The 24,830-nt window shown below is 34.5% G+C and carries 17 protein-coding genes; 4 read left to right on the forward strand and 13 right to left on the reverse strand.

Annotation, left to right across the window (positions count from 1 at the left end; all coding sequences use genetic code 11):
• Positions 1-420 (forward strand): thiol-disulfide oxidoreductase DCC family protein, encoded by a 420-nt coding sequence (locus BC962_RS06705; RefSeq protein WP_121345148.1) that lies wholly within the window; start codon positions 1-3, stop codon positions 418-420.
• 72 nt (positions 421-492) lie between these two features.
• Here BC962_RS06705 and BC962_RS06710 read toward each other — a convergent pair whose 3' ends face one another.
• From BC962_RS06710 to BC962_RS06720, 3 genes are all read right to left on the reverse strand, one after another.
• Positions 493-1,821, reverse strand: a complete 1,329-nt coding sequence (locus BC962_RS06710) for a dicarboxylate/amino acid:cation symporter (protein WP_121345149.1) — start codon at positions 1,819-1,821, stop codon at positions 493-495.
• A 17-nt stretch (positions 1,822-1,838) separates the two neighbouring features.
• A complete protein-coding gene (aroC, locus tag BC962_RS06715; RefSeq protein WP_121345150.1) occupies positions 1,839-2,903 on the reverse strand; it encodes a chorismate synthase in 1,065 nt (354 codons plus the stop codon).
• 113 nt (positions 2,904-3,016) lie between these two features.
• Positions 3,017-5,926 carry an FAD-binding and (Fe-S)-binding domain-containing protein gene (locus tag BC962_RS06720; RefSeq protein WP_121345151.1) on the reverse strand — a complete coding sequence of 970 codons (2,910 nt, stop codon included), beginning with the start codon at positions 5,924-5,926 and terminating at the stop codon, positions 3,017-3,019.
• Between the two features lie 139 nt (positions 5,927-6,065).
• On the opposite strand from BC962_RS06720, the gene BC962_RS06725 reads away from it, so the two are divergent.
• A complete protein-coding gene (locus BC962_RS06725; RefSeq protein WP_121345152.1) occupies positions 6,066-6,581 on the forward strand; it encodes a hypothetical protein in 516 nt (171 codons plus the stop codon).
• 46 nt (positions 6,582-6,627) lie between these two features.
• Here BC962_RS06725 and bshA read toward each other — a convergent pair whose 3' ends face one another.
• The 7 genes from bshA to BC962_RS06760 all read right to left on the reverse strand — a co-directional run bounded on the left by bshA (position 6,628) and on the right by BC962_RS06760 (position 15,681).
• Positions 6,628-7,767, reverse strand: a complete 1,140-nt coding sequence (gene bshA, locus BC962_RS06730) for an N-acetyl-alpha-D-glucosaminyl L-malate synthase BshA (protein ID WP_121345154.1) — start codon at positions 7,765-7,767, stop codon at positions 6,628-6,630.
• Positions 7,768-7,770: 3 nt separating this feature from the next.
• Positions 7,771-10,692: a glycoside hydrolase family 3 N-terminal domain-containing protein gene (locus BC962_RS06735; protein WP_121345155.1), complete on the reverse strand. Its 2,922-nt coding sequence runs from the start codon at positions 10,690-10,692 to the stop codon at positions 7,771-7,773.
• 7 nt (positions 10,693-10,699) lie between these two features.
• A complete protein-coding gene (locus BC962_RS06740; RefSeq protein WP_121345157.1) occupies positions 10,700-11,185 on the reverse strand; it encodes an ABC transporter ATPase in 486 nt (161 codons plus the stop codon).
• A 131-nt stretch (positions 11,186-11,316) separates the two neighbouring features.
• Positions 11,317-12,108 carry a (Fe-S)-binding protein gene (locus BC962_RS06745; RefSeq protein WP_121345159.1) on the reverse strand — a complete coding sequence of 264 codons (792 nt, stop codon included), beginning with the start codon at positions 12,106-12,108 and terminating at the stop codon, positions 11,317-11,319.
• A 92-nt stretch (positions 12,109-12,200) separates the two neighbouring features.
• Positions 12,201-13,541: a (Fe-S)-binding protein gene (locus tag BC962_RS06750; RefSeq protein WP_121345161.1), complete on the reverse strand. Its 1,341-nt coding sequence runs from the start codon at positions 13,539-13,541 to the stop codon at positions 12,201-12,203.
• 8 nt (positions 13,542-13,549) lie between these two features.
• Entirely contained in the window at positions 13,550-14,500 is a 951-nt protein-coding gene (locus BC962_RS06755) for an MlaD family protein (protein WP_121345163.1), read from the reverse strand.
• A gap of 53 nt (positions 14,501-14,553) precedes the next feature.
• Positions 14,554-15,681 (reverse strand): N-acetylmuramoyl-L-alanine amidase family protein, encoded by a 1,128-nt coding sequence (locus BC962_RS06760; protein WP_121345164.1) that lies wholly within the window; start codon positions 15,679-15,681, stop codon positions 14,554-14,556.
• 137 nt (positions 15,682-15,818) lie between these two features.
• Here BC962_RS06760 and BC962_RS06765 point away from each other — a divergent pair, with 137 nt between their 5' ends.
• Positions 15,819-18,524, forward strand: coding sequence for a putative LPS assembly protein LptD (locus BC962_RS06765; RefSeq protein WP_121345166.1), 2,706 nt, complete (start codon positions 15,819-15,821; stop codon positions 18,522-18,524).
• Between the two features lie 17 nt (positions 18,525-18,541).
• Positions 18,542-18,922: a RidA family protein gene (locus BC962_RS06770; protein WP_121345168.1), complete on the forward strand. Its 381-nt coding sequence runs from the start codon at positions 18,542-18,544 to the stop codon at positions 18,920-18,922.
• Here BC962_RS06770 and BC962_RS06775 read toward each other — a convergent pair.
• The 3 genes from BC962_RS06775 to BC962_RS06785 all read right to left on the reverse strand — a co-directional run bounded on the left by BC962_RS06775 (position 18,915) and on the right by BC962_RS06785 (position 24,770).
• Positions 18,915-19,277 carry a methylglyoxal synthase gene (locus tag BC962_RS06775; protein ID WP_121345170.1) on the reverse strand — a complete coding sequence of 121 codons (363 nt, stop codon included), beginning with the start codon at positions 19,275-19,277 and terminating at the stop codon, positions 18,915-18,917. The genes BC962_RS06770 and BC962_RS06775 overlap by 8 nt on opposite strands.
• A gap of 3 nt (positions 19,278-19,280) precedes the next feature.
• The gene (gene pfkA, locus BC962_RS06780) at positions 19,281-20,267 is read right to left on the reverse strand and encodes a 6-phosphofructokinase (protein ID WP_121345171.1); all 987 of its coding nucleotides are present in this window, start codon (positions 20,265-20,267) and stop codon (positions 19,281-19,283) included.
• 96 nt (positions 20,268-20,363) lie between these two features.
• The gene (locus tag BC962_RS06785) at positions 20,364-24,770 is read right to left on the reverse strand and encodes a translocation/assembly module TamB domain-containing protein (RefSeq protein WP_245984097.1); all 4,407 of its coding nucleotides are present in this window, start codon (positions 24,768-24,770) and stop codon (positions 20,364-20,366) included.
• Positions 24,771-24,830: the final 60 nt, after the last annotated feature.

The following is a 24,830-nucleotide window of genomic DNA, read 5'->3' on the forward strand; positions in this document are numbered from 1 at the left end:
ATGGAAACTGTATTACCCAAAAATAAAAAGATTATCCTTTTTGACGGCGTTTGCAATCTTTGCAATAATGCCATCAATTTTATTATTGAACATGATAAAAAAGATGTTTTTAGGTTTGCCTCCTTACAAAGTGACTTGGGTAAAAAAATGGTTTCAGAAAGAGGGATCGATCCAGAGAAACTAGATAGCATAACCTTAATTGAGCCAGGAGTCGTTTATTATGAAAAATCTACTGCGGCATTAAAAATAGCAAAAGAGCTTTCTGGAGGATATTCTTTAATGAAACACTTCTTATTTCTCCCAAATTTCATTAGAGATGGAGTGTATGATATTGTGGCCACTAATCGCTACAAATGGTTTGGCAAAAAAGAATCTTGCATGATCCCAACACCAGAACTAAAAGCGAAGTTTTTAGAATAAAAAAAAGTCGGATTCTAAATAAATTTTAGAATCCGACTTCCTTTTAGAAAAACTGTACTATTACATTATCTCTTATTGATGTGCGATCTCTTTTTCTTTGGTTGGCGCATAATTATCATCCCAATCCTTCACATTTGGTGGGCCTAATTTATCTACAGATTTAGCAACCAGCATAGAAACGGCTGCATCCCCAGTTACATTTACAGTTGTTCTGCACATATCTAAAGGTCTATCTATTGCAAATATCAGTGCTAAACCAGCTTCCGGAATCCCTGCTTGAGCAAGTACTATCACCAACATTACCATTCCGGCTCCAGGAACAGCAGCAGAGCCTATAGAAGCTAAGGTTGCAGTTACTATGATCCCTAATTGAGCTCCAATACTTAGGTCTATCCCAAACGCCTGTGCAATAAATACTGCAGCTACCGCTTGATAAAGACTTGTCCCATCCATATTAATAGTTGCACCAATAGGCAATACAAAACTTGCAACTTCTTTATGTACTCCAAGATGCTCTTCTACCCTTTCCATAGTTACAGGTAAAGTGGCAGCACTGGAACTTGTGGAAAAAGCTAATAACTGTGCTGGCGCAATTCCATTTAAGAAAAATCCTGGTTTATTTTTTGTAAAGATCCAAACGATTAAAATATAGAAACCAATCATTATTGCTAATCCAACAATTACGGTCAAGGCGTACATAGCTAATGCAGCAAAAAGATCGGCACTTGGAGATTCTACAACTAAGGCTGCTAATAAAGCAAATACACCGTAAGGAGCTGCAAGCATTATGAGATCTATCATTTTTAAGATAACTTCATTAAAGCCATCAAAAAAGTCTTTTACCGGTTTTCCAACTGCTTCTGGAATAAGGATTAAACCAATTCCGAAGAAAATAGCAAAAAAGATCACTTGAAGCATATTTCCATTATCACTAGCTGCACCAAAGATATTACTAGGAACGATGTCTTCTAAGGCTTGTAAAGGACCTGCATCTTTTTGCTTTTGAGCATCTGCTATTCTTACCGATGCATCAGTTTCGTAACTAGTAATAAGATCTGTTCTAGTTTCTTCACTAATTGCACTTCCGGGTTTTATAAGATTTACAAGTCCAAGTCCTATAGAAACCGCTATAACCGTAGTAATTATATAGGTTACAATAGTTCTAGTTCCCATTTGGGATAATTTAGAAATATCCTTAAGATCGGAGATCCCTTTAATTAAAGAAGCTAGAATTAAGGGAACTGCAATTAATTTTAAAGCATTAATAAATATGTTTCCAAAAGGTTTAATCCAATCTTCAACAAAGTCTGGTCCCCAGCTAAAATTGGTTAACACTAGTGCGAAGAGTACCCCGAAGAGCATCCCTAATAAAATTTGCCAGTGCAATGCTAATTTTTTCATTGTATTTCTTGCTTTAATTATATTTTAGATGTCTTATTTTGTAACCAAAAATCTGCTAATACCAAGGCTGCCATAGCCTCTACAATAGGTATTGCTCTTGGAACCACACATGGATCGTGTCTTCCTTTCCCCTGCATTTCTACCAACTCACCTTTAGAGTTAATAGTTTCTTGTTTTTGCATAATTGTAGCTACAGGTTTAAAAGCCACATTAAAGTAAATATCCATTCCATTAGAGATTCCACCTTGAATACCTCCACTTAAATTTGTTTTGGTTGTGCCATCTTGATTAAAAAGATCATTATGCTCACTACCTTTTAATTTAGTGCCATCAAAACCACTCCCAATTTCAAAACCTTTAACAGCATTAATAGAAAGCATCGCTTGTCCTAAAGTAGCATGTAATTTATCGAACACAGGTTCTCCTAATCCTATTGGAACATTTTTAATAATACACTTTACAGTACCACCAACGGTATCTCCCTCTGCCCTAATTTGCTTAATATAATTCTCCATTTTAGTAGCTGTCTCAGGATCTGGACAACGTACAGGATTAGATTCAATTAAACTGAAATCTAATTCAGCAAATTCTTTCTCTAGTTTCAGTTCACCCACAGAAGAAGTAAACGCAACTATCTTAATATCTTTTATAACTTGTTTGGCAATTGCGCCTCCAACAACTCTACAAGCTGTTTCTCTAGCTGAAGATCGTCCTCCTCCTCTATAATCTCTTACGCCATATTTTTCTGAATATGTGTAATCTGCATGAGAGGGTCTAAAAGCATCTTTTATGTGAGAGTAATCCTTCGATTTCTGGTTAGCATTTTCTATAGTGAAGCCAATTGGAGTACCCGTAGTTACACCTTCAAAAATACCAGACAGAAAAACAACGGTGTCTGGTTCTTTACGCTGAGTAACTATTGCAGATTGGCCAGGTTTTCTTTTATTAAGATCATCCTGGATTTTATCTAGATCCAAAACGATGCCAGCGGGACAACCATCTATTATTCCACCAATAGCCGGGCCATGTGATTCTCCGAAAGTGGTTAGTTTAAATAATTTCCCAAAGGAGTTCCCTGCCATATATCGATTTTTAACAAATGTAATTTTTTAACTACAGATTTAAAAATCTAAAGACATATTAAAATCATAGGCGAGCTATGCGTCTTTAAAATTTTTAAAAATATAATTACAATTTAAATTAAAGCCTCTTTTAAGATTGTCACTGGGTGTTGTGCAATTCTTTTAGTTCCGTCAAATATTTGATGTCTGCAACTGGTTCCGTTTGCAGCAATCAAAGTAGAATCGGAACATTTTCTAACAGCTGGAAAAAGACTCTGTTCTCCAATATTCATACTGATCTCATAATGCTCTTTTTCATATCCAAAAGATCCTGCCATCCCACAACAACCAGAAGCTATTATTCTTACAGTATAATTTGTAGGTAGATTTAAAATATCAAAAGTATAAGCAGAGTTGGACAAGGCTTTTTGATGGCAATGCGTATGAATTTTTATTTCTTTTGTTTCTGAAGTAAATGCCTCTGCCCTTATATTTCCTAATGCGATCTCTTTCTTTAAAAATTCTTCGATCAAAAAACAGTTTTTAGATAAGGTATTCGCCTTATCAATATTATTTGCTAAACGTAGATATTCATCTCTAAAACTCAATATAGCTGAAGGTTCTATTCCTAATAAAGGTGAATCTTCAGAAATTAAACTTGAAAAGAGTTCTATGTTTTTATTCGCTACTTCCTTCGCTTCTTCTAAGAAACCCTTAGAGATATAACTACGGCCACTTTCTGGATTATCAAGAATTATTACTTGATAATTTAGCTTTTGTAATAATTGCAAAGCATCTATTCCAATACTTGCATCCAAATAATTAGTGAACTCGTCGTTAAATAAATAGACAGTTTTTATAGGCTTCGCAAGCTCTACATGGTTTTTAGAATAATAGTCCCAAACAGTTTGTTTCGCTAGTTGAGGTAAATTCCTTTCCGGAGCTACTCCCATTATATTTTTAGCAATTCCTGAAGTAAAACTATTAGAGAATAAAAAGTTAGAAAATCCTGTTGCTTTAGAAGCTAACTGATTCATCTTTACATTGTTCGCGAATGCTCTACTTCTTAAAGACTTACCGTTTGTTTTTTGATATTGATATTGAAACTCTGCTTTTAATGCAGCAACATCTACGTTAGATGGACATTCACTTTTACAGCCTTTACAACTTATACAAAGATCGAACACCTCTTTAAGTTCCTCATGCTCAAACTTGTTTGGTTTATCGGAATTAGTTAAAAACTCCCTCAAAGCATTTGCACGCGCTCTTGTAGTATCTTTTTCATTTTTTGTAGCGCGGTAACTAGGGCACATAGTTCCACCCGCTTCAACAGACTTCCTACAATCTCCACTACCATTACATTTTTCAGCTAATCTTAAAATCCCTTCAGAATCAGAGAAATCCATCAGCGTTTTGATCTCTGGTTCCTTTCTGTCAACTTCATAACGCAAGGAAGTATCCATAGGAGCAGTATTGGTAATTTTGCCAGGATTAAAAATATTATTAGGATCAAAAATAGCTTTCACTTCTTCCAGAAGTTTATAGTTTTTAGAACCTATCATCATTTCAATAAATTCCCCACGAAGTCGTCCATCACCATGTTCCCCACTCATAGAACCTCGGTACTTTTTAACTAAAACAGCTACCTCTTCTGTGATCTTTCTAAACAACTTTACATCCTCATCTTTTTTAAGGTTCAAGATGGGTCTTAAATGTAATTCTCCAGCTCCAGCATGCGCATAATAAACTGCGTTCTGTTTATGCTTTTTCATGATCTCCGAGAATTCTGCAATATAATTTGCAAGATCTGGCAAGGCAACAGCTGTATCTTCTATACAGGCTACCGCTTTTTTATCACCTATTATATTCCCCAGTAAACCAAGTCCTGCTTTACGTAGTTCTAATGCCTTATCTATTTCATCATCCAAAAGCACAGGCACTGCATAGGTGAGATTTGTGCTTTCCAGTCTATTTAAAAGAATATGAATTTGGTTATTAAGGTCTTCTTGATCATTAGATCTTAATTCTAACATAAGAATTGCTTGCGGATCTCCTTCAATAAAATACCTGTTCTCCTTGTACATTAAATTTTGAATGGTACAATCCAGAATAACCTTGTCCATCATTTCACAAGTATAAAGATCACTTTCCATAGCAGGTTCTACTGCTAGCATACAATTTTCTATACTCGTAAAATGAGCTGCTACCATCGCAGTGAATTTTGGAGGCAATACATCTAATTGCAAACTGATCTCTGTTGTAAAAGCTAAAGTTCCTTCACTTCCGGAAAGCAGATCGCATAGATTTAGAGTCTTATTACTCTCCGAAAACACTTCAGTATCAATTAAACTATCTAAGGCATAACCTGTATTTCTTCTATGAATGGTACTTATTGGAAATTCTTTGGTTATATCTTTCTGAACTTCAGCAGGAGAAAGCAAATTAAAAAGATCTTTATATATTTTAGACTCTAAGGATTTTCCTACTTTAAGTTCTTCAAGTTCATTTTTTGCAATTGAACTAAATTCTGCTTCACTTCCGTCACTTAATATGGTTTTTAACCCTAGTGTTTTATCACGGGTTGTTCCATACTTTATAGAAGTAGTTCCGCTAGAATTATTACCCACCATTCCGCCGATCATACACCTATTAGAAGTAGATGTATTAGGCCCAAAGAATAATCCAAATTCTTTAATAGCTCTATTAAGATCATCCCTAATTACTCCAGGTTCTACTACAGCGATCCTCTTAATAGGATCTATGTTGATAATTTTATTGATATGTTTGGAAACATCTACAACTATCCCACTACCTACGCATTGTCCTGCCAAGGAAGTTCCAGCAGTTCTAGGTATTAAACCAATATGATTGTTAGTTGCAAATTCTATAAGCAACTTAATATCTTCTTTGTTTTTGGGGTAAGAAACTGCTAAAGGTATTTCTCTATATACCGAAGCATCAGTTGCATATATACTTTTATGCAGGTCGTCCATTAAAAGTTCTCCTGCGAGCGCTTTTTGTAATCCTAATAATTTTTCTTTCATAGCTGCTTTAAAATTACAAATTTATCCCATATAGCCTTAACAAGCTATTAATCATTATTAACAATACATTAGCTATTCAGGCAATTTCAGTGTGATTTTAACGTTTAAATTTGCTGAACAAACTAAAATAAATCAAAAAATGAAAAAATTAATTTTATTGGCAATATTCGCACTTGGTACTACGGTAGCTACCAATGCACAAACGATATCTGAAAATGCACTTGGTTTGCGTTTTGGAGGTGGTAATGGGTACGGAGCAGAAGTTTCTTACCAAAGAGCTGTAGGTGGAGATAACAACAGACTGGAATTTGATCTAGGATGGAGAAATGATAATTCTAGATATAATTCAGTAAAACTTGCTGGTTTATACCAATGGGTATGGAATATTGACGGTGGTTTTAACTGGTATGCAGGTGCTGGTGGTGGTATAGGAAATATTAGTGCAAAGGATGATCGTTATTACAATAACAAAAATTATAAATATTACGATGAAACCTTTTTATTTCTTGCAGGTAATATAGGTATCGAATATAATTTTGATATCCCTTTATTGATTTCTCTAGACTTTAGACCAGAAATAGGTTTTATTAATGACAATGATGATCTTGATAATTTCTCACCAGACGTAGCATTAGGACTTAGATACCAATTCTAGAACTAATCAAAATATATTATTATTAAAGGCTGAAGGAATTAAAACTCTAGTCAGCCTTTTCTATTTCTAAGATTGCCTTTTCATATAATTTCTCATAGATAGGCACTATTTTATGAATATCAAAAGCCTTAGCCTGCTCACGTGCATTTAGCTTAAACTTTTCCAAAGTACTTTCGTTCTCTAATATTTTAATGGCGTTTGTTGCCATTTCATCTATATTTCCAACTTCACTTAAATATCCAGAAATTCCATGCTTATTAACCTCTGGAAGTCCACCACTGTCAGAAGAAATAACTGGAACTCCATTAACCATTGCCTCTAAGGCAGCTAATCCAAAACTCTCTTTTTCTGAAGGTAACAAGAATAGATCTGAAAAACATAAGATCTTATCTACCTCATTACTTTGTCCAAGAAAAACTACTTTATTTTCTATCCCTAATTCTTGCACTAAATATTCTGCTTTTTCTCTCTCAGGACCTTCCCCAACCATGATAAGTTTAGATTTTATAGTCTTCTGAACTTGATAAAAGATATTAATAATATCTAAGATCCTTTTAACAGGTCTAAAATTACTAACATGAGAAATGATCTTTTCATCATCATCTGCCATTAAGGTTCTTTGACAATCTGTAAATCCGATCCTGAATTTAGCTACATCAATAAAATTGGGAACCACTTCGATCTCTTTCTTAATTTTGAAAAACTTTAAAGTGTCTTCCTTTAAGGATTCAGATACAGAAGTTACAATGTCACTTTTATTAATGCTAAAAGTTACAGCTGGTTTATAAAAAGGATGGTTTCCAACTAAGGTGATATCTGTACCATGCAGCGTAGTGACCATAGGTATGAAGATGCCATCTTCTTCTAGGATCTTTTTCGCCATATATCCTGCATAAGCATGCGGAATGGCGTAATGCACATGTAAAACTTCAATTTTATGAAGCTTTACCATAGTCACCAATTTACTACTTAGTGCCAATTCGTAAGGCTGAAAATGAAAAAGCGGGTATTCTGGAACATTCACTTCATGAAAATGTATGTTTCCTGTAAGTTGTTCTAAACGCACAGGTTGCTTATAGGTGATAAAATGAATTTCATGGCCTCGTTTAGATAGTTCCATACCTAATTCTGTTGCCACTACTCCACTCCCGCCAAAAGTGGGATAACAAACTATACCTATTCTCATGATTTATTCCTCTATAGATTCATATATAATGCGTTGTATCTTTTCTCGAATATCCTCTCTAATCAATTTTCTATTATTAACATCTGGATATGTTCTATTAGATAAAAATACGTAGACTATTTCTTTATCTGGATCTGCCCATGCTAAAGTACCAGTAAATCCTGTATGTCCAAAACTAGATAATGAAACACAACCACAGGTAGGACCTGCAGTGCCTAATTGAGGTTTGTCGAAACCAACTCCTCTCCTTACGTTTTGCTCACAATAATAACAGGTATTAAACTTTTCTAATGTTTCCTTTTTAAAATACTCTTTACCGGCATAGTTCCCACCATTTAGATACATCTGCATTATTTTCGCAACATCCGTGGCATTGCTAAATAGTCCAGCATGACCACCAATTCCTCCTTGCATAGCTGCACCTTGATCATGAACATAGCCTAAAACTTCTTGTTTTCTCCAAAGCTTATCGTATTCTGTTGGGACGATCCTACTGGTATCTATATTCACTAGAGGCAAATAAGTAATAGTATTTGCGCCTAAAGACTTATAAAAATGCTCTTTTACCAAATAACTTAAAGAGGAATTATAATGATCTTCAATAAAGTATTTCATTATATAAAACGGGAGATCACTGTATTTATATGCTAGTTTAGATTCTAATTTACTATCTCTTATAGTTCCCATGATAGAATCCCGAAGATCATCTCTTATAAACATGTTTTTTGCAACCTGTGTATTATAAATATCCATAGGTTCTTCTCTATAGTATTTTACAGATCTGCCTCTAGTCTCTTTATCTAAAGTAGAAACATAAAATGGGATCCATGGTTTTAAACGGGCATAGTGCATAAGCATATCTTGCAGCTTTATATTCGCTTTATTGGAACCTTTAAAAAATGGCATCAGATCTCCTAATTTCGAATTTAATTTAAGCTCCCCTTTGTCTTCCAACTCCATGATGAGGGGCAAAGAAGCAAGGATTTTGGTTAGTGAGGCAAGATCGTAAACAGAAGAATCTGTAACTTTTATAGTTTTATCATATGTATGAAAACCTTCATTTCGCTCATAGATCACTTTCCCTTTTCGGGCTACAATCAATTGCAAGCCTGGGGTCATTTCTTCTGAAATAGCTAAGTTTATTAAAGAGTCTATTTCTTGAAGTTTATTAGAATTCATACCTACAGCTTCTGGATACCCGTAAGAAAGTCGATCTAAACTTTTAGTATAATAACCCGTTCCTGCAGGGAACTCTTCACTAATACTTACAGGTAATCGTCCTTTTGCTCCCAATGCTCCAAAAATAATTTCTGCAGATTTCTTTTGAGCAGCTTCAGAGTTTTGATAACTCATCACAATTCCCTCTATATTACTACTAGAATTAAGATCCATAAGAGCATAAGGTCTTGTAAATACATCTAAAATAGTGGTATTATTTCTAGATATTTCATGTATCCAACTCAACTCTTCCGCAGTAAAAGCATATCTAGCCCAAGGAGAAGCATTGGATTTATGATAACCGACGATCACTTGATTGTAATTCTTTAATTTTTCAAGCAACTCATCCAGTTTGGTAGCTTTTACCCAATCTACTTGGGTATATCGAGATAATTGATGAAAAAAGGCAGCACCGTCATCATCTCCTAAACTCACATAGGCTATCTTTTTAGTATCAAGGTCTTTAATTGGAAGAATACCTACATCGTTCTTTATAACCGTGATTGCGTTTTCTATGAGCTTATCGTAAAGAGCAAGATCTTCTTTCGTATTAAGATCTGCAATAAGATTGGTCGTATCTACTGATTTATAATTATGTAAACCAGCTTTATACTTTGCAAATAGGATCTTTCTAACAGAATGGGCCATTCGCACTTCTGAAATAGTACCATCATTATAAGCCTCTGTGATCTTAGCTACCGCTTTTGGAACATCTTCAGATATCAATAATATATCATTGCCCGCCATAAAAGCTGCTAGATCTATTTCTCCGGGATTTTTAAAATTTGATGCTCCTTTCATATTAAGAGCATCCGTGAAAATAAGACCATTAAATTTTAATTCCTTTTTCAGCAAGTCATTTACAATAGTGTTGGATAATGAAGATGGAATTGTTTCCTCCGTTTCCAGACCTGGAACGTTAAGATGCGCTACCATAATACTAGAAACCCCTTCTTCAATTAATTTTTTAAAAGGATACAATTCTATACTATCCAATCTACTTTTAGAAAATGAAATGGTAGGTAAAGTTTTATGGGAATCTCTTTTTGTATCTCCATGACCAGGAAAATGTTTTGCACTAGATAGAATTCCCTCTTTGTGCATCCCTCTCATGAAAGAAACGGACTTTAAAGTAACATTAATTTTTTCCTCTCCAAAAGAGCGGTTTCCAATAATTGGATTTAAAGGATTTGTATTGATGTCTACAACAGGAGCAAAATTAATATGAACCCCTAACCTTTTGGAATTACGTGATATAGCAGCCCCAGCTTCTTCTATTAATTTAAGATCCTGAATAGCTCCTAAAGTCATATTCCAAGGCAGAGCAAAGGTAGAATCCAGACGCATTGCAAGACCCCATTCTGCATCCATCCCGATCATTAAGGGGGTTTTAGATAGCTCTTGAAATTCGTTATTTAATTTAGCCTGACGCTGTGGTCCGCCTTTAGAAAATATAATTCCTCCAATATGGTACTCGCTTATTAATTCACGAACTTTCTCGATATTTTTTCCACTTTGACTGGAAAAAACATCAACCATAAATAACTGACCTACTTTTTCCTGAAGGCTCATATTCTCATAAATACTATCCACCCAGATCTTCTGATCTTTAAAATCTTTAGCTATAAGCGGATTGATACTCTGAGAAAAACAGGAAAAAGTAAAAAACAGGAAAATTAAAATTGAATAAAATTGGGGTATTTTCATTCAGTATTTAGTTTAAGAAACGATTATGCCAGCTATCTGATGCAGGAACTTCCCAGTCTGATATATATTCACCTTTATTGGTCACCAAATTATTAAAGACGATGGTATTCTTACTAACCGCTTTCTCCTTAGCCATCTTTCTAAAATCTGTTAATGTTTTATAAGCTACAAACTCACCTTGCTTATAACTTACATTCATTTTATCCAATAGGTCTACATTGTATTTTTTCTCTAGATCTTGGATAAATTTAACAGAACTATCTATAGAACAGCCTGTAGCAGCGTTTAATTGCTGATCTAGTGCTAAGGTGATAAAACGTTTGTATTTTATTTCAAAAGAAGCTTTAAGATCGGCTCCGTGAGCAGTCCATTGAGTTATAAAGTTCTCTAAATTTGAAGTGATTTCCTCAAGTTCTAGATCTGTAAATGATCTATTTGACTGATATATCCAAACTCTAGAAGAATCTGGTAATTCATTAAATGGTACAAGCATATTTTGTGGAGTTATATTTTTACAAAGCTACTTTTTTAAAGGGATAGCTTCAAATATAGTACCACTAAAATGTTGTATTTAACACCAGTTTATTAGTTAAATTTTTGCGAATAATATTCTATGAGGGAATATTAGAGATCGTGAGCATTTGCAATCATTTCTGCAACATCCATCACCTCTATTTTATCTTCTTGATTTTTACCTTTTACACCATCTGTCATCATCGTATTACAGAATGGGCAACCAGCTGCAATAATCTCTGGTTTCACTTCCATAGCCTGCTCTGTGCGCTCAATATTCACATCTTTATTCCCAGGCTCTGGTTCTTTGAACATTTGTCCACCTCCAGCTCCACAACAAAGACCGTTAGATTTACATTTACGCATCTCTACTAATTCCACTTCAAGTTTTCTAAGTAGATCCCTTGGAGCCTCATAAACATTATTGGCACGTCCTAAATAGCAAGGATCATGAAAAGTGATACGTTTACCTTTGAATTTCCCTCCTTCAACCTTTAATCTCCCCTCTTCTAAAAGAGACTTTAAAAATGTAGTATGGTGCATCACCTCATAGTTTCCACCAAGCACAGGATACTCATTTTTAAGAGTATTAAAACAGTGCGGACAGGCAGTTACTACTTTTTTTATCTCATATCCATTAAGAACTTCAATATTGGTTGCAGCTTGCATTTGGAACAAGAACTCATTCCCAGCCCGTTTTGCAGGATCTCCAGTACAGCTTTCTTCCGTTCCCAAAACAGCAAAATCTACTTTTGCTTCATGCAATAATTTTACAAAAGCTTTAGTGATCTTTTTAGCTCTATCATCAAAACTTCCAGAACAACCCACCCAAAATAAGACTTCAGGTTTTTTTCCTTGAGCCATATATTCTGCCATTGTTGGTACTTTGATTACTTCTGCCATTTTGAATACTTTTATATTTTATATTGTCCTTTATAACACAAGGATCTAATTTTAAATTAATTAACCTATTATACTTTAAGTTTTACTTTAATCTAATTTTCCTTAGCCCAATTCAATCTATCCATTTGATTATAAGGCCAAGGTGCCCCATTATTCTCAATATTAGTCATTGCATTTGCAAGATCTGACGGGGCAGCACTTTGCTCCATTACTAGATATCTTCTCATATCTAAAATAATAGATAATGGATCTATTCCAATTGGACAAGCTTCCACACAAGCGTTACAGGTGGTACAAGCCCAAAGCTCCTCTCTTAAAATGTAGTTGTCTAAAAGTTGTTTTCCATCATCTTCAAAACTACCTTTTTCATTTATAATGTTTCCAACTTCCTCCAATCTATCACGAGTATCCATCATTATCTTTCGTGGAGATAGTTTCTTCCCTGTTTGGTTTGCTGGACATTCTGCCGTACAACGCCCACATTCTGTACAGGTATAGGCATTTAAAAGCTGTACCTGATTGAGATCCATTACATCTGAGGCTCCAAATTTCTCAGGAACGTCATCTTCAGCTCCCTCAGCAGGCATCGCATAAGGATCGGCATCTGGATCCATCATCAATTTTACTTCATTGGTAACTGCTTCAACATTATCAAATTCTCCAAGTGGTTTTAATTTAGATAAATAAACGTTCGGAAAAGCTAATAAAATATGGAGGTGCTTAGAATAATATAAATAATTCAGAAAAATTAATATCCCAACTATATGCAACCACCATGCAGTACTTTCAATAATGATAAGCGTTGCATTACTAAAACCTTCAAACCAAGGTAATAAAAACTGACTTATTGGAAAAGAACCTGCAATTCCAGCGTTCTGCGCATAATGATCTGCACCGTTAAGTTGTAATTGGTAATCTGCACCATTCATGGTTAAGAAAAGGATCATTAGAACCATTTCAAAATACAATATATAATTTGCGTCATTCTTAGGCCAACCCTTTAACTCATTCCCTATAAAGCGATATATGTTGGTTACATTTCTTCTTAACCAGAAAATAATCACTCCTACTAAAACAAGTAAAGCTAAGATTTCAAACGTAGCTATTAAGAAGTTATAGCCAGCTCCCAGAAAGGAAAGTATTCTATGGGTGCCAAAAACTCCATCAATAATAATTTCTAAAACCTCAATATTGATAATTATAAATCCGAGATATACAATTATGTGAAGAAATCCAGCAAAGGGCTTTTTAACCATTTTAGACTGGCCCATCGCAACTTTGGCCATTTTAGCAAAGCGCTCCCCAGGATTATCTGATCTGTCTATTTTTCTACCTAATTTAATATTGCGAATAACTCGGCGAATATTAAATGTAAAAAAAGCGATACCAGCCACTAGGACAATAAAAAAGGCAATTTGAGCAATAAGTTGCATATGTTGGTCTATTTTAAAGAATCTTTAGGAGCTTGATATGATCCCGGTTTTTTACCGAATAATGAGAAATGAACATATCTTTTAGGATTCAATTTAAGATCTTGTAATAATTCTTCCAACTGCTTTGTCGCACGGTCTAAATTATTATATACTTTATCGTCATTCAGGAACTTACCAGCAGTTCCCTTCCCATCATTTAAGTTACTCGATAATTGCTCAAAATCTGCTATAACGGCCTCAAGTTTTTTCGTCATTCCGTTAAGATCTACCTGCGAAAGTGTATCTGAAAACTTATTGAAGTTTCCAGACATTTCATCTAAATTAGTGAATGTTCTGTCTAATTTAGCAGAATTACCAACTACAATACCATTTAAGGATTGTGCAGTTCCTTTAAAAGATCTTACAGTTTCTGCTAAATCATCGAAAGTAGCTGCAATATTATTTCTTGTTTTCGGATTTAAAACTTCGTTGAATGCTGTAAGTAACGAATCGGCACTTACGATGGTTCTTTCAACTTTAACCTGCAAAGGTGTAAGTCTTTCATTTACAAGTTCCATGATACCCTCTTCTATATCACTAGGTAGCGTATCACCAGATTTAGCCATAATTTTAGACTCATAATCTGGAACAATAGCAAGAGACTTCCCTCCTATTAAACCTCCACCATAAATTTGAGCTAAACTATTTCCTGAAAATTCAAAATCGCTATCTACACTAAAGGTTACTAAAAGAATCCCAGTGCCATCTAAAAAATCTATTCTATTTACCTGGCCGACCTTTAATCCATTAATTGTAACTGCCGAAGATGGAGAAAGCCCCTCTACGTCTGCATATACTGCGTGAAATTTACGGCTGGAATCTAAGAGATTTTTACCTTTAAGAAAACTATAACCAAATATTAAAATTACAATGGCCACAATTGCCAGGATACCAGTCTTAACCTCTTTAGTATATTTCAAAAGTATTTTTTTTAGATACGTACAAATTTAAAAATAAATATAGGAAAGTACTGCTATTCCGCCTGTGATTTTAACGCGTCATTAACTGTAATTTTGTCTCCATCCTTAAAAGCGACCAAATAACTGGTTTTATAACCCTTAGTTTTGGCTTGCTCATGTAGATTTTGGATTTGAGAATAACTGGAAGTTGCTCCAAAATAGTATTTGTATAATTTTCCCTCTTTCTCCCTAAATACAGGAGTAAGACCTTTAAAATTCGAAGATTTAGGTTCTAGTTTCTTAGAACTTGCAGCTAATTGTACTTTAAAGGTTATACCTTCATAACTATCTTTAAACTCTTCGATCTTTTTTTCTTGAGTTGTAACTGCCACAGGAGCGTTTTTTTCTAAATTATCTAAAACCCCTAAATTAATACTGTGACTATAATCCTTAATAGCATCTACGATTGCATCTGCCATTTTACTTTGACCATTAGAGCTATTTAAATAAGGACCTTCTTCTTTATTAGTTAAGAAACCAGTTTCAATTAACACACTTGGCATATAGGTTTGATGTAGCACAATAAAACCTGCTTGCTTTACACCTCTATTGGTACGTTTAAGATCGTGAGTGAATTTTTTCTGAACAAAATCTGCAAGTAAAATACTCTGATCTAAATATTCTTCTTGCATAATGGTCATTCCTATTGAAGATTCCGGAGAATTAGGATCAAAACCATCATAAGTTACTTCATAATTTTCCTCCAAAAAGATCACAGAATTCTCTCTTTTAGCAACCTCAAAATTTGTTGAATTTCTATGGATTCCTAATACAAAAGTTTCTGTTCCTGAAGCTTGGGAATTATGAGCATTACAGTGTACAGATACAAAAAGGTCTGCTTTAGCATCATTTGCTATCTTTCCTCTTTTTTCTAATGGAATAAATACATCTGAATCTCTAGTGTAAACCACTTTAATATTATTATCCTTTTCTAGCTCGGCACCAATTTTAAGGATAATATTAAGAGCGATATCCTTTTCCTGAAATCCTCCACCTCTATTTCCCGGATCTTTTCCACCATGTCCAGCATCTAATACCACTACGAACTTAGATTTTTCGGTGTAGTTTTTGTTGGGAGTAGATGCAGATATTAGTATACCTGTTAGTAATAAGACTAAAACTTTAATACTGTTAGTTTTCATATATAGATTAACGATTCTGTTAGAGCAATTATTTTATGTTTGATTTTTTTAATTTCCCAAAAGGAACCTAAAAAAATATATGTAATTTTGATTATTCAAAAAGCAAGCCATTCTTTACAAAAATAGCACTTATAGTATTGCAGACAAACTCACTTTATATTCTTTTTACAATTGTTTTAGTACTGATATTCCCAGTATTATCTCAAGCACAAGAAGTTAAAACAAAAGAGGAAGTTCGTATTAACGCACAGAGAGACAGCACTATTACCGTTTCTGATTCTCTTACTACGGCAACCACAAAATTAATCGCTACTCCTGTACAAACCGATACAATAAAGAAAAAGCCGGCTTTATTAACCGACGTCGTGGCATATCAAGCGGAAGATTACATGCGTTTGAGCCCTAGAGAAAATAGAATGTATTTATATGATCAAGCACAAATTACCTATGGAGACTTGGTAATTACTGCAGGTTTAATTATTCTAGATAACGAAAAAAATGAAGTTTACGCTTTTGGAATTCCGGATTCTTTAGGTAACTATTCCCAAACCCCCATCTTTACACAAGCTCAAAATACCGTAAGACCAGATTCAATTCGCTTCAATTTTAAATCTAAAAAGGCCCTAGTTTATAATTCTAAGACTGAAGAAGGAGCATTTAAAGTAAATGGAGAAATAACTAAAAGAGAAAATGATTCTGTGTACTTCATGCAAAATGTGAAATTTACCACATCTGAAAATGAAGAGGACCCAGATTATTATTTTTATGCCAGAAGAATAAAATTTGTTCCAAAAAAGAAAATCGTTACTGGCTTGGTGAATATGTATATAGCAGATGTTCCCACGCCACTTGGGCTTCCATTTGGATATTTTCCATTAACAGAAGAAGAAACATCTGGCTTTATCATTCCTTCTTTTGGGCAGAGTAATAATAGAGGTTACAGTTTACAAAATGGAGGTTATTATTTTGCTATAAGCGAGTATGCAGATCTACTTGCAGTGGGGGATTATTACACCAATGGAAGTTATGGATTGCGGCTGGAATCTAGTTATGCGCTGCGTTATAAATTCCGTGGTAATTTAAGTTTTAGATATGAAAATCTTTTAAGTAGTGAACGTGGATTTCCAGATTTTTCACAAAGTTCAGTTTATAATTTAAGATGGAGTCATTCTCAGGATAGTAAGTCCAGTCCCAACTCCAGGTTCTCTGCATCTGTGAATTTAGGAAGTAGCACGTACTATCAAGAATCGGTGAATCAAACCAATACTGCTAATTTCTTAAATAATACATTAAGTTCTTCTGTCTCTTATTCTAAGACCTTTCAAGGAGAACCTCAGGTAAATGTAAGTGTTGCAGCTACTCATACGCAAAACAGTAATACAGGAGCAATAAACATGACGCTCCCAACAGTTCAAGGAAGTGTGTCCAGAATTTACCCTTTAGCTCCAAAATTAGGTACGAAGAAAGGAATTATAGAGAACATCAATTTTCAGTATAATTTTAGAGGAGAGAACAGGATCCAAACGTTTGATTCTTTATTCTTTAAGCCTCAAATGTTTAAGGATGCCACTTATGGAGCGCAACACAGCATTCCAATTTCTACAAACTTTAAGCTGCTTAATTATTTAAGCGTTAGCGCTAATGCAAATTATCAAGAGAATTGGGTTTTCAAAACTTTTGATAGATCCTATGACCAAGAAAATAATGTGGTAGTTATAGATACTATAGATGGATTTGATTCTTTTAGAACATACAATTTTAGTACAAGCATCGGTACTACAGTATATGGAATGATGAATTTTGGGGAAGATAAGAAGATCCAAGCTATTAGACATGTAATGAGGCCTTCCATTAGTTATAGTATTAACCCAGGCTTCGATCAATACTACGATCAATATACAATAGAAGATGAAATAGACCCTACGAGAAATCAGGTTGTGGATTATACGAGATTTCAAGGATCATTATTTGGTTCTCCAGGACAGCTATACTCAAGTTCTATTGGAATGTCTATAAGTAATACTTTAGAAGCTAAAGTACGAGACAAGGATAGCACGGCTATAGAGGCCAAGAAAATAAAATTATTGAATAATTTTAGCGTAAGCACAGCTTATAATCTAGCAGCCGATTCCCTCAAACTTTCGCTTGTTAGCATGCGTGGAAGCATTCCTATTATACAAGATAAATTGGATATAAATGTGGGTGCCAACCTGGATATTTATGCTCTTGATAATAACAATAGAAGAGTAGATAAGCTTAACATAAATAACGGTGGGAGTTTATTTAGAATGACCTCTGCAAACGTTAGTTTTGGTTATTCCTTATCCAGTAAAGATTTTGAATTGGGCGGTGAGAACAAAGACAAGCTTGAGAACGAAACCTTTAGAAATGGAGGTCGTCCAGACGATCTTTTTGGAAAGTCAACAGACTTAGACGGGAAATTCTATGATGATGAGGAAGATGTTTTCGAAAAGGATGAAGATAAAAAGAAGAATGAATGGTATAATTATAAGATCCCTTGGGATCTAAGGCTCGCTTATACGATGACTTATAATAATAATGCCAGACAAAATGAGATCTCCTCCCACTCCATTATGTTCTCTGGAGATGTAGAGCTCGCCCCAAAATGGGTAGTAGGAGCTTCCTCTGGTTTTGATATTAAAGATGGAGGATTTACATATACTCAATTAAGATTTCAGCGAGATCTAGATAGCTGGAGAATGAGTTTTAACTGGGTTCCATTTAGTGCCCGTAGTTCTTGGTTCTTCTTTATAGGAATTAAATCTTCTATCTTGAGCGACATTAAATACGACAAACGCCTAGAACCAGACAGAAGTCTATAATTTAATATAATTCTATTATGAAAAAAATAATAAATACTTCCAATGCTCCTGCTCCTATTGGACCTTATAACCAAGCTGTTTTAAATGGGGATATGCTTTATACATCAGGGCAGATTGCAATAGATCCAAAAACAGGGAATTTAGTTACAGATTCTATTCAAACTGAAACAGAGTTGGTAATGGAGAATTTAAAAGCAATTCTTACTGAAGCTGGAATGAGTTTCGAGAATGTATTAAAATCCTCAATCTTTATTAGCGACATGAACAACTTTGCTCAGATAAATGAAGTTTATGCTCGATATTTTAACGCTGAAACTGCTCCAGCTAGAGAAACAGTGGAAGTAGCAAATCTTCCAAAATTTGTTAATGTTGAAATTAGTGTGATCGCTACTAGATAGCTTTCATCAATAATCTTGCGGTAGCGGGATTGGTAGCTAGTGGAATATTATGAACATCACATAATCTCATTAGCATAAAGATATCTGGTTCATGCGGATGCTTATCTAATGGATCTCTGAAAAAGATTACCATATCTATTTTTCCTTCTGCCAGTCTAGAGGCAATTTGCGCGTCTCCTCCCAAAGGTCCAGATAATAGCTTTTCTACTTCAAAGCCAGCTTCTTCTGTTTTTGCCCCCGTAGTTCCTGTGGCAACAAGTTTAATATGTTTGGCATGAAGAATATCCCTAAATTCATTTAAGAACATTACCATTTCTGGCTTTTTACCGTTGTGGGCGATTATCGCTATCGTCATATTCTAAGTAGATAAAATGTCTGAAATTCTTAATAGATCTAGATTAATAGCATGCTTTTCTTTTAAAGCACTTTCTAGAGTACAGGATTCAATTTGATTATTCACAAATCCAACCATCAAATCCTTTTTACCATCTAGTAGTAATTCTACTGCTTTTACGCACAGTCTGCTAGCCAAAACCCTATCGAAACAACTTGGGCTTCCCCCACGCTGAATATGACCAAGGACCGTTACCTTAGAGTCGTAATCTGGTAGATTTTTAGTAACGTATTCTGCTAATTCAAAAACATTCTTTCCAATCTTGTCTCCTTCAGAAACCACAACTATACTTGAGGTTTTACCAGATTTTCGACTGCGTTCCAAGGATGCTAATAATCTATCTAGTCCAAGATCTTCTTCTGGAATCAGAATTTCTTCAGCACCAGCTCCCACTCCACTATTTAAGGCGATAAATCCAGCATCTCTTCCCATTACTTCAACGAAGAACAATCTGTTATGAGAACTTGCAGTATCCCGTATCTTATCTATGGCATCAACCACAGTATTTAATGCGGTATCATACCCAATCGTATAATTTGTCCCATAAATATCGTTATCTATAGTTCCTGGCACTCCTATAACAGGTATATTATGTTCTTTACTAAAAATTTGCCCCCCTCTAAAAGTTCCATCTCCCCCGATAAGGATCATGGCATCTACTTCGGCTTTCTTTAAATTATCTGCTGCTTTTTGCCTGCCTTCAGAAGTGTGAAATTCTTTAGATCGAGCAGATTTTAGTATAGTACCTCCTCTAGAAATGATATTTCTTACACTTCGGGCATCCATTTCTACATAATCTCCTTCTATCATTCCTTGAAAACCTCGATAAAAACCTACGCACTGTATATTATAATAGGCGCAAGATCTGGCTACAGCTCGAATTGCAGCATTCATTCCCGGTGAATCTCCTCCAGAAGTCATTACCCCAATTCGTTTTATTTTATTGCTCATAAATAAATCTTTGATTACTAAAATTACAAAGTATAATTGATACTCTTAAAAAGTGCACATCTATTTAACCTTAAAATAATAATTGTGGAGATAATCTTATTGCTTTGGAAAGACAATATATTCTGGGGCTAAAGATTTGGCAGATTCTTCTTGCTCTTTTTCTTCAACAGATTTCACGATCTCTTTATTCATGATCTTTCTGATCAATTCTTTAAAAGTATCGAAATCTACAGAATAGGAAAGTCCGATTCCCTGAGTGAAACCAATCTCCTCCCCGATAAACTGAATATTATTTTCTCTATTAAAAACTTTAGCCCGCAGGCTTCCATCTTCATTCAGTAAAAATTCAATTTCTACATCCCCAACAATTATAGATTCTGTAACACCACCTACAGGAACTCCTACTTGGCCGTTTATAAGCACCCTATTAGTGATTTGCGTAGAAAGTGTTAATCCAAATCTATCTACAGTTTGCTGGTCTGGGGTGCGATCTCCCTGAACATAATTTACACCCACTTGGAATTTCCCATCTTCATCAGCAAAAATATCATTTACTAGAGAAGAAGCTCTTTCTACTAAATTCCCTGTTATAGCATTCTGCCCAATTGCAAATTCACTATAGAACGAGCCTTGAGTAACAAGAAATAAAGCTTGTAATTCCCTACTGGCTCTATCGCTAATTCTATATTCCAATTCTGAACGTACTACAGAACTGGCATTTGGAAATTCAACATTAAATGTAATATCGGGTTGTGCAATTTGGCCTTGTAATAAAATAACCACTTCTACCGGAATCTTTCTATTGATAGATGGGTTTTCAAGTAATACCGCAGGATTTGCATTTACCTCATATACCGCGCTTACATCCAACTGTGCCTGAGTCGGATTCCCATCCCAGTTTATACTACTTCCAGAACGCACTTGAAATACTTTTTGAACGAGACCTGCATATTTAAAATTATAAACCCCTTGATAAACCACGAAATCTCCCCACATATTAAACTTACCATTGGTATTGATCTCCAATAACAAGTTTCCTGCTCCACGACCACGCAAAGTGCTTCCACTGGTTTGGTCTACCACCACTTCCACTTCGGCATCATTAGTAATATCCAGATCGAAATTTAATTCTAAACCTTTCACTTCCTGAATTTGAATTGGAATCCCTGCAAGACGAGATGCTTTTTCCTCAGGGCTCAAGAAATGTATATAAGAATTGTCTCCAATAGATTCAGTATCATTTAATGGGATCTTAAAAATAGTTCCTTTTGCAGTAGATGCATTCACATCTATAACCAACTCATCTGTGGGTCCTTTTATACTAGCAAATCCATCGATGAATGCTGTTCCATAATAAAGCGCATCTTCTGTAGCTTCCGTATCTAAAACCAATAACCTATCGCTAGTTACACTTAGATCTAAGAACCATTCTTTAAAGTTCTTATGAGAAATAATACCATCTAAAATACCAGAAGTTTTAAACTTAGTGTCAACGATATCAATTTCGTCAAAGTTAAATTGCTGCTTGGTAAGATTAACAGTAGCATTTTCCTTGAAATCTATATCTACATTTAAATATGGAATTCGTAGCCCTGCCTTTTCTAAAGTTAGTTGTCCTGTAATATCAGGGTTTTTATAATTCCCACTTACTTTTGCATCTCCAGAAGCAAGACCTCTAATATTATCTATAGCATCCCTGCCTAGAGCACTAAAGGCTGCCATATTGAATTTCTTAAGATTCACATCCAGATCTATTGTAGGCTTATCCCCAACGTTGATACCTCCTTTAGCGTTTAAAGATTCGAATCCTTGATTTGTTAAAGTTGCATCTATATTATAGAAAGAGAGATCTCCTTTCCCATCTACATCTAATTTAAGATTCCCCATTAAATTATCATTAACCGAAAGATCCTGAATGGTTAATGATGTATTTGGATAATAGGTACCTTTTTCTTGAAGTAAATTCAATTTTCCATTTAAGGTACCAGCAAGGTCCAAACTATCTATATCTGGGGTGATCTTACCAATGTCTACATCTTCAAAAGCTATTTTAAAATCTTTGTAGGTGCTATCTCGTAAATTACCATTTAACCTTATAAATTCCTGCTCATGGCTTAATACCAAAGAATCTATTACAACGTCATTAAACTTATTATCGAAAACAATCTTATTGCTCCTATTATTATTCTCATTTAGAAACCAGAGATTGTCTTTAAACTTCACATCTGATCGCTGAATTCCAACTACCGACTTGTTCTGCTCATTGATAGTATGATAAAAGTTGAGGTTAAAAATATCCTTATTATTTTTACCTCCTTGAAATTCTGAACGTATAAACAAGGTATCTCGTAAGGTTACATTAATAAGACTGAATTCTGAAAAGTTATAATATTGGGTAGAAACACTATCTGCTTCCACAAAGGTGTTATAGATAGGGTTGTTATTATCTACCTGAACATTGATATCCTTCATCATATTCCCAAAAGCTTCAATTTTCGGGGATCTAAAGGTGAGCTTAAATTCAGATTCATCAGATTCTATTCTTCCCCGTATAAAAGTATTCGGCGCAAGAGCCACATCTGGAAAGAAAACTTCTACGATCTTATTATATATATCGAAATCGAATTCTAAATATTGATCTGTAGTAATTACATTTGGCCTATAGTTGGTATAAATACTTCCTATGGAATTAGTGATTAAAGACCCTACTTCCGAAACTTTAAACTTCCCAGTAACTTGTCCATTTATTACATCTGGAGAGTTTACAGAAATCGTTCTAACCCCTTCAGCATCAAAAGTAGAATTCACTTCTAAGTCATCAAAATAATAGAGATCATTAGGGTTTTGGTAAGAGGTATTTAATAACAATACCTTCCCTGCCACATTATCCAAGGTATTCCCCTGCATGTTTATTAGGATATCTCCTTTTAGGACAGAAATACTATCACGCGTAATAAAATTCAGCTTATTAAGATCTGCATAGGCTATAGAAGCTTGAAAGTCGTACACATTTACTTTCTGTGAAATATCCACAAGCCCATTAAATTCTAATTTAAAATTAGCATCGTTAGAATTAAAGTTCCCGTTAAATACCGAATTTCTAACATTTCCGAGAATACTAATGTCTTGGTAAGTATAATTCTTAAAGTTCAGTTTAGCTATTTTTCCTCGAATTTGGGTATTCAAAGATTCTTGTGTAAATCCGCTTCCGTTTATATTAAGGTTAAGACTAGTCTTTCCAAGGTCTTTATTGTCTAATAACCGCCCGATATTAAATTCATTGAAAACCAAGTTTCCCTTATAATTAACATCTCTACTGTTACTAATATTATTCATTACAACATCTGCCTTTGCACTACCAAGCTGCGTGTTAATAAGCACATTTGCATCTAAAGAATTTTTTGTGACAATCGTTTTACCAGTAAGTCTTAAATTCCCGAATTCTCTTAATGTTAGCGGTAACTTATCTTTTAAAATAGTTGGTAACAGATTTACGAGATCGTAGTAATTAGAAGCCAATTCGTTAAAATCTCCAGTTAGAATAAATTCATTCATCTCTTCTGAAAATGCACCCTTTAAATTTACGAATCCATCAATTCTGCTTCTATCCATCCCCTTAAGATCTAAGTTTTTTAGATCGAAATCGTTGAGAGTTCCTATAAAATCTGTAGTGAGTTGTATATTTTGATTGCTACCAAAAGGTGCATAAAAATTCACCAGATCGTTTGTAGAAAGATTTGAGTCCTTAAATGAAGCATTAAATTGAACTTTATTTAGAAAGTCGGAAAAATCATCTAAGGTATAATTCATCTCAATAGCACCCTCCAATCTAGAATATGGAGTTACCAATAAAAAAGAATCTAGATTCATCTTTGTAGGCGAATAGGAAAAATCTGTTTTAAGATCACGAATATCCATCCCCCGACCTTCTTCTGCTTGTAATGAATTTAATGTAAGTTTAAAATCTTGATCTACGACATCAAGGTATTCTGCTTGCAGTTCTAATTTATCCAAAATGATCACTTCGGGATACGTGATATTTTCATCTACATAACTGTAATACCCATCGGAAATAAAAATATCACGAACCTTTAAGGTGAACTGTTTAGGCTCTCCAGTTGGCTCGGTTTTCAACTTTTCTAGGAGGATACTTAGATTATCGGAATCTTCTCCTTTATAACGTTTCATCTTAAAAATGAAGCCTTCTGCAGTGGAGCTTCCTAAACTAGGATTGTTGGCAATAAGATTAGAAATTCCAAGAATAGATGTTCTAAACTCCTTTATATCAAGTAACGTGTTGGCGTGATGATCTTTTATTAAAACCTCGTTTAATTTTACTTTTCCAAAATAAGAGAGACTTACCCTTCCTACAGACACGTCTATATCTGACCGCTCTTGTATAGAATTTGTAATCTTTTTTGCTACCGAAGTTTGAACGGCAGGGATAGAAAATAAAATCAATAAAAAAACGAAAAACAACAGCAGCGCTACTACTGTTCTCATAAGTATTTTCAATAATTTTTTGATACGCTTTTATGTTTTAACTTTGTAAACAATATTAAC

It is taken from the genome of Gillisia mitskevichiae (genome assembly GCF_003634585.1).
Taxonomy (GTDB): Bacteria; Bacteroidota; Bacteroidia; order Flavobacteriales; family Flavobacteriaceae; genus Gillisia; species Gillisia mitskevichiae.

Excerpts from the sequence above, each read along its gene's own strand:
- BC962_RS06705 (WP_121345148.1), top strand. The coding sequence starts at position 1 with ATGGAAACTGTATTACCCAAAAATAAAAAGATTATCCTTTTTGACGGC.
- BC962_RS06710 (WP_121345149.1), bottom strand. The coding sequence starts at position 1,821 with ATGAAAAAATTAGCATTGCACTGGCAAATTTTATTAGGGATGCTCTTC.
- aroC (WP_121345150.1), bottom strand. The coding sequence starts at position 2,903 with ATGGCAGGGAACTCCTTTGGGAAATTATTTAAACTAACCACTTTCGGA.
- BC962_RS06720 (WP_121345151.1), bottom strand. The coding sequence starts at position 5,926 with ATGAAAGAAAAATTATTAGGATTACAAAAAGCGCTCGCAGGAGAACTT.
- BC962_RS06725 (WP_121345152.1), top strand. The coding sequence starts at position 6,066 with ATGAAAAAATTAATTTTATTGGCAATATTCGCACTTGGTACTACGGTA.
- bshA (WP_121345154.1), bottom strand. The coding sequence starts at position 7,767 with ATGAGAATAGGTATAGTTTGTTATCCCACTTTTGGCGGGAGTGGAGTA.
- BC962_RS06735 (WP_121345155.1), bottom strand. The coding sequence starts at position 10,692 with ATGAAAATACCCCAATTTTATTCAATTTTAATTTTCCTGTTTTTTACT.
- BC962_RS06740 (WP_121345157.1), bottom strand. The coding sequence starts at position 11,185 with ATGCTTGTACCATTTAATGAATTACCAGATTCTTCTAGAGTTTGGATA.
- BC962_RS06745 (WP_121345159.1), bottom strand. The coding sequence starts at position 12,108 with ATGGCAGAAGTAATCAAAGTACCAACAATGGCAGAATATATGGCTCAA.
- BC962_RS06750 (WP_121345161.1), bottom strand. The coding sequence starts at position 13,541 with ATGCAACTTATTGCTCAAATTGCCTTTTTTATTGTCCTAGTGGCTGGT.
- BC962_RS06760 (WP_121345164.1), bottom strand. The coding sequence starts at position 15,681 with ATGAAAACTAACAGTATTAAAGTTTTAGTCTTATTACTAACAGGTATA.
- BC962_RS06770 (WP_121345168.1), top strand. The coding sequence starts at position 18,542 with ATGAAAAAAATAATAAATACTTCCAATGCTCCTGCTCCTATTGGACCT.
- BC962_RS06775 (WP_121345170.1), bottom strand. The coding sequence starts at position 19,277 with ATGACGATAGCGATAATCGCCCACAACGGTAAAAAGCCAGAAATGGTA.
- pfkA (WP_121345171.1), bottom strand. The coding sequence starts at position 20,267 with ATGAGCAATAAAATAAAACGAATTGGGGTAATGACTTCTGGAGGAGAT.
- BC962_RS06785 (WP_245984097.1), bottom strand. The coding sequence starts at position 24,770 with ATGAGAACAGTAGTAGCGCTGCTGTTGTTTTTCGTTTTTTTATTGATT.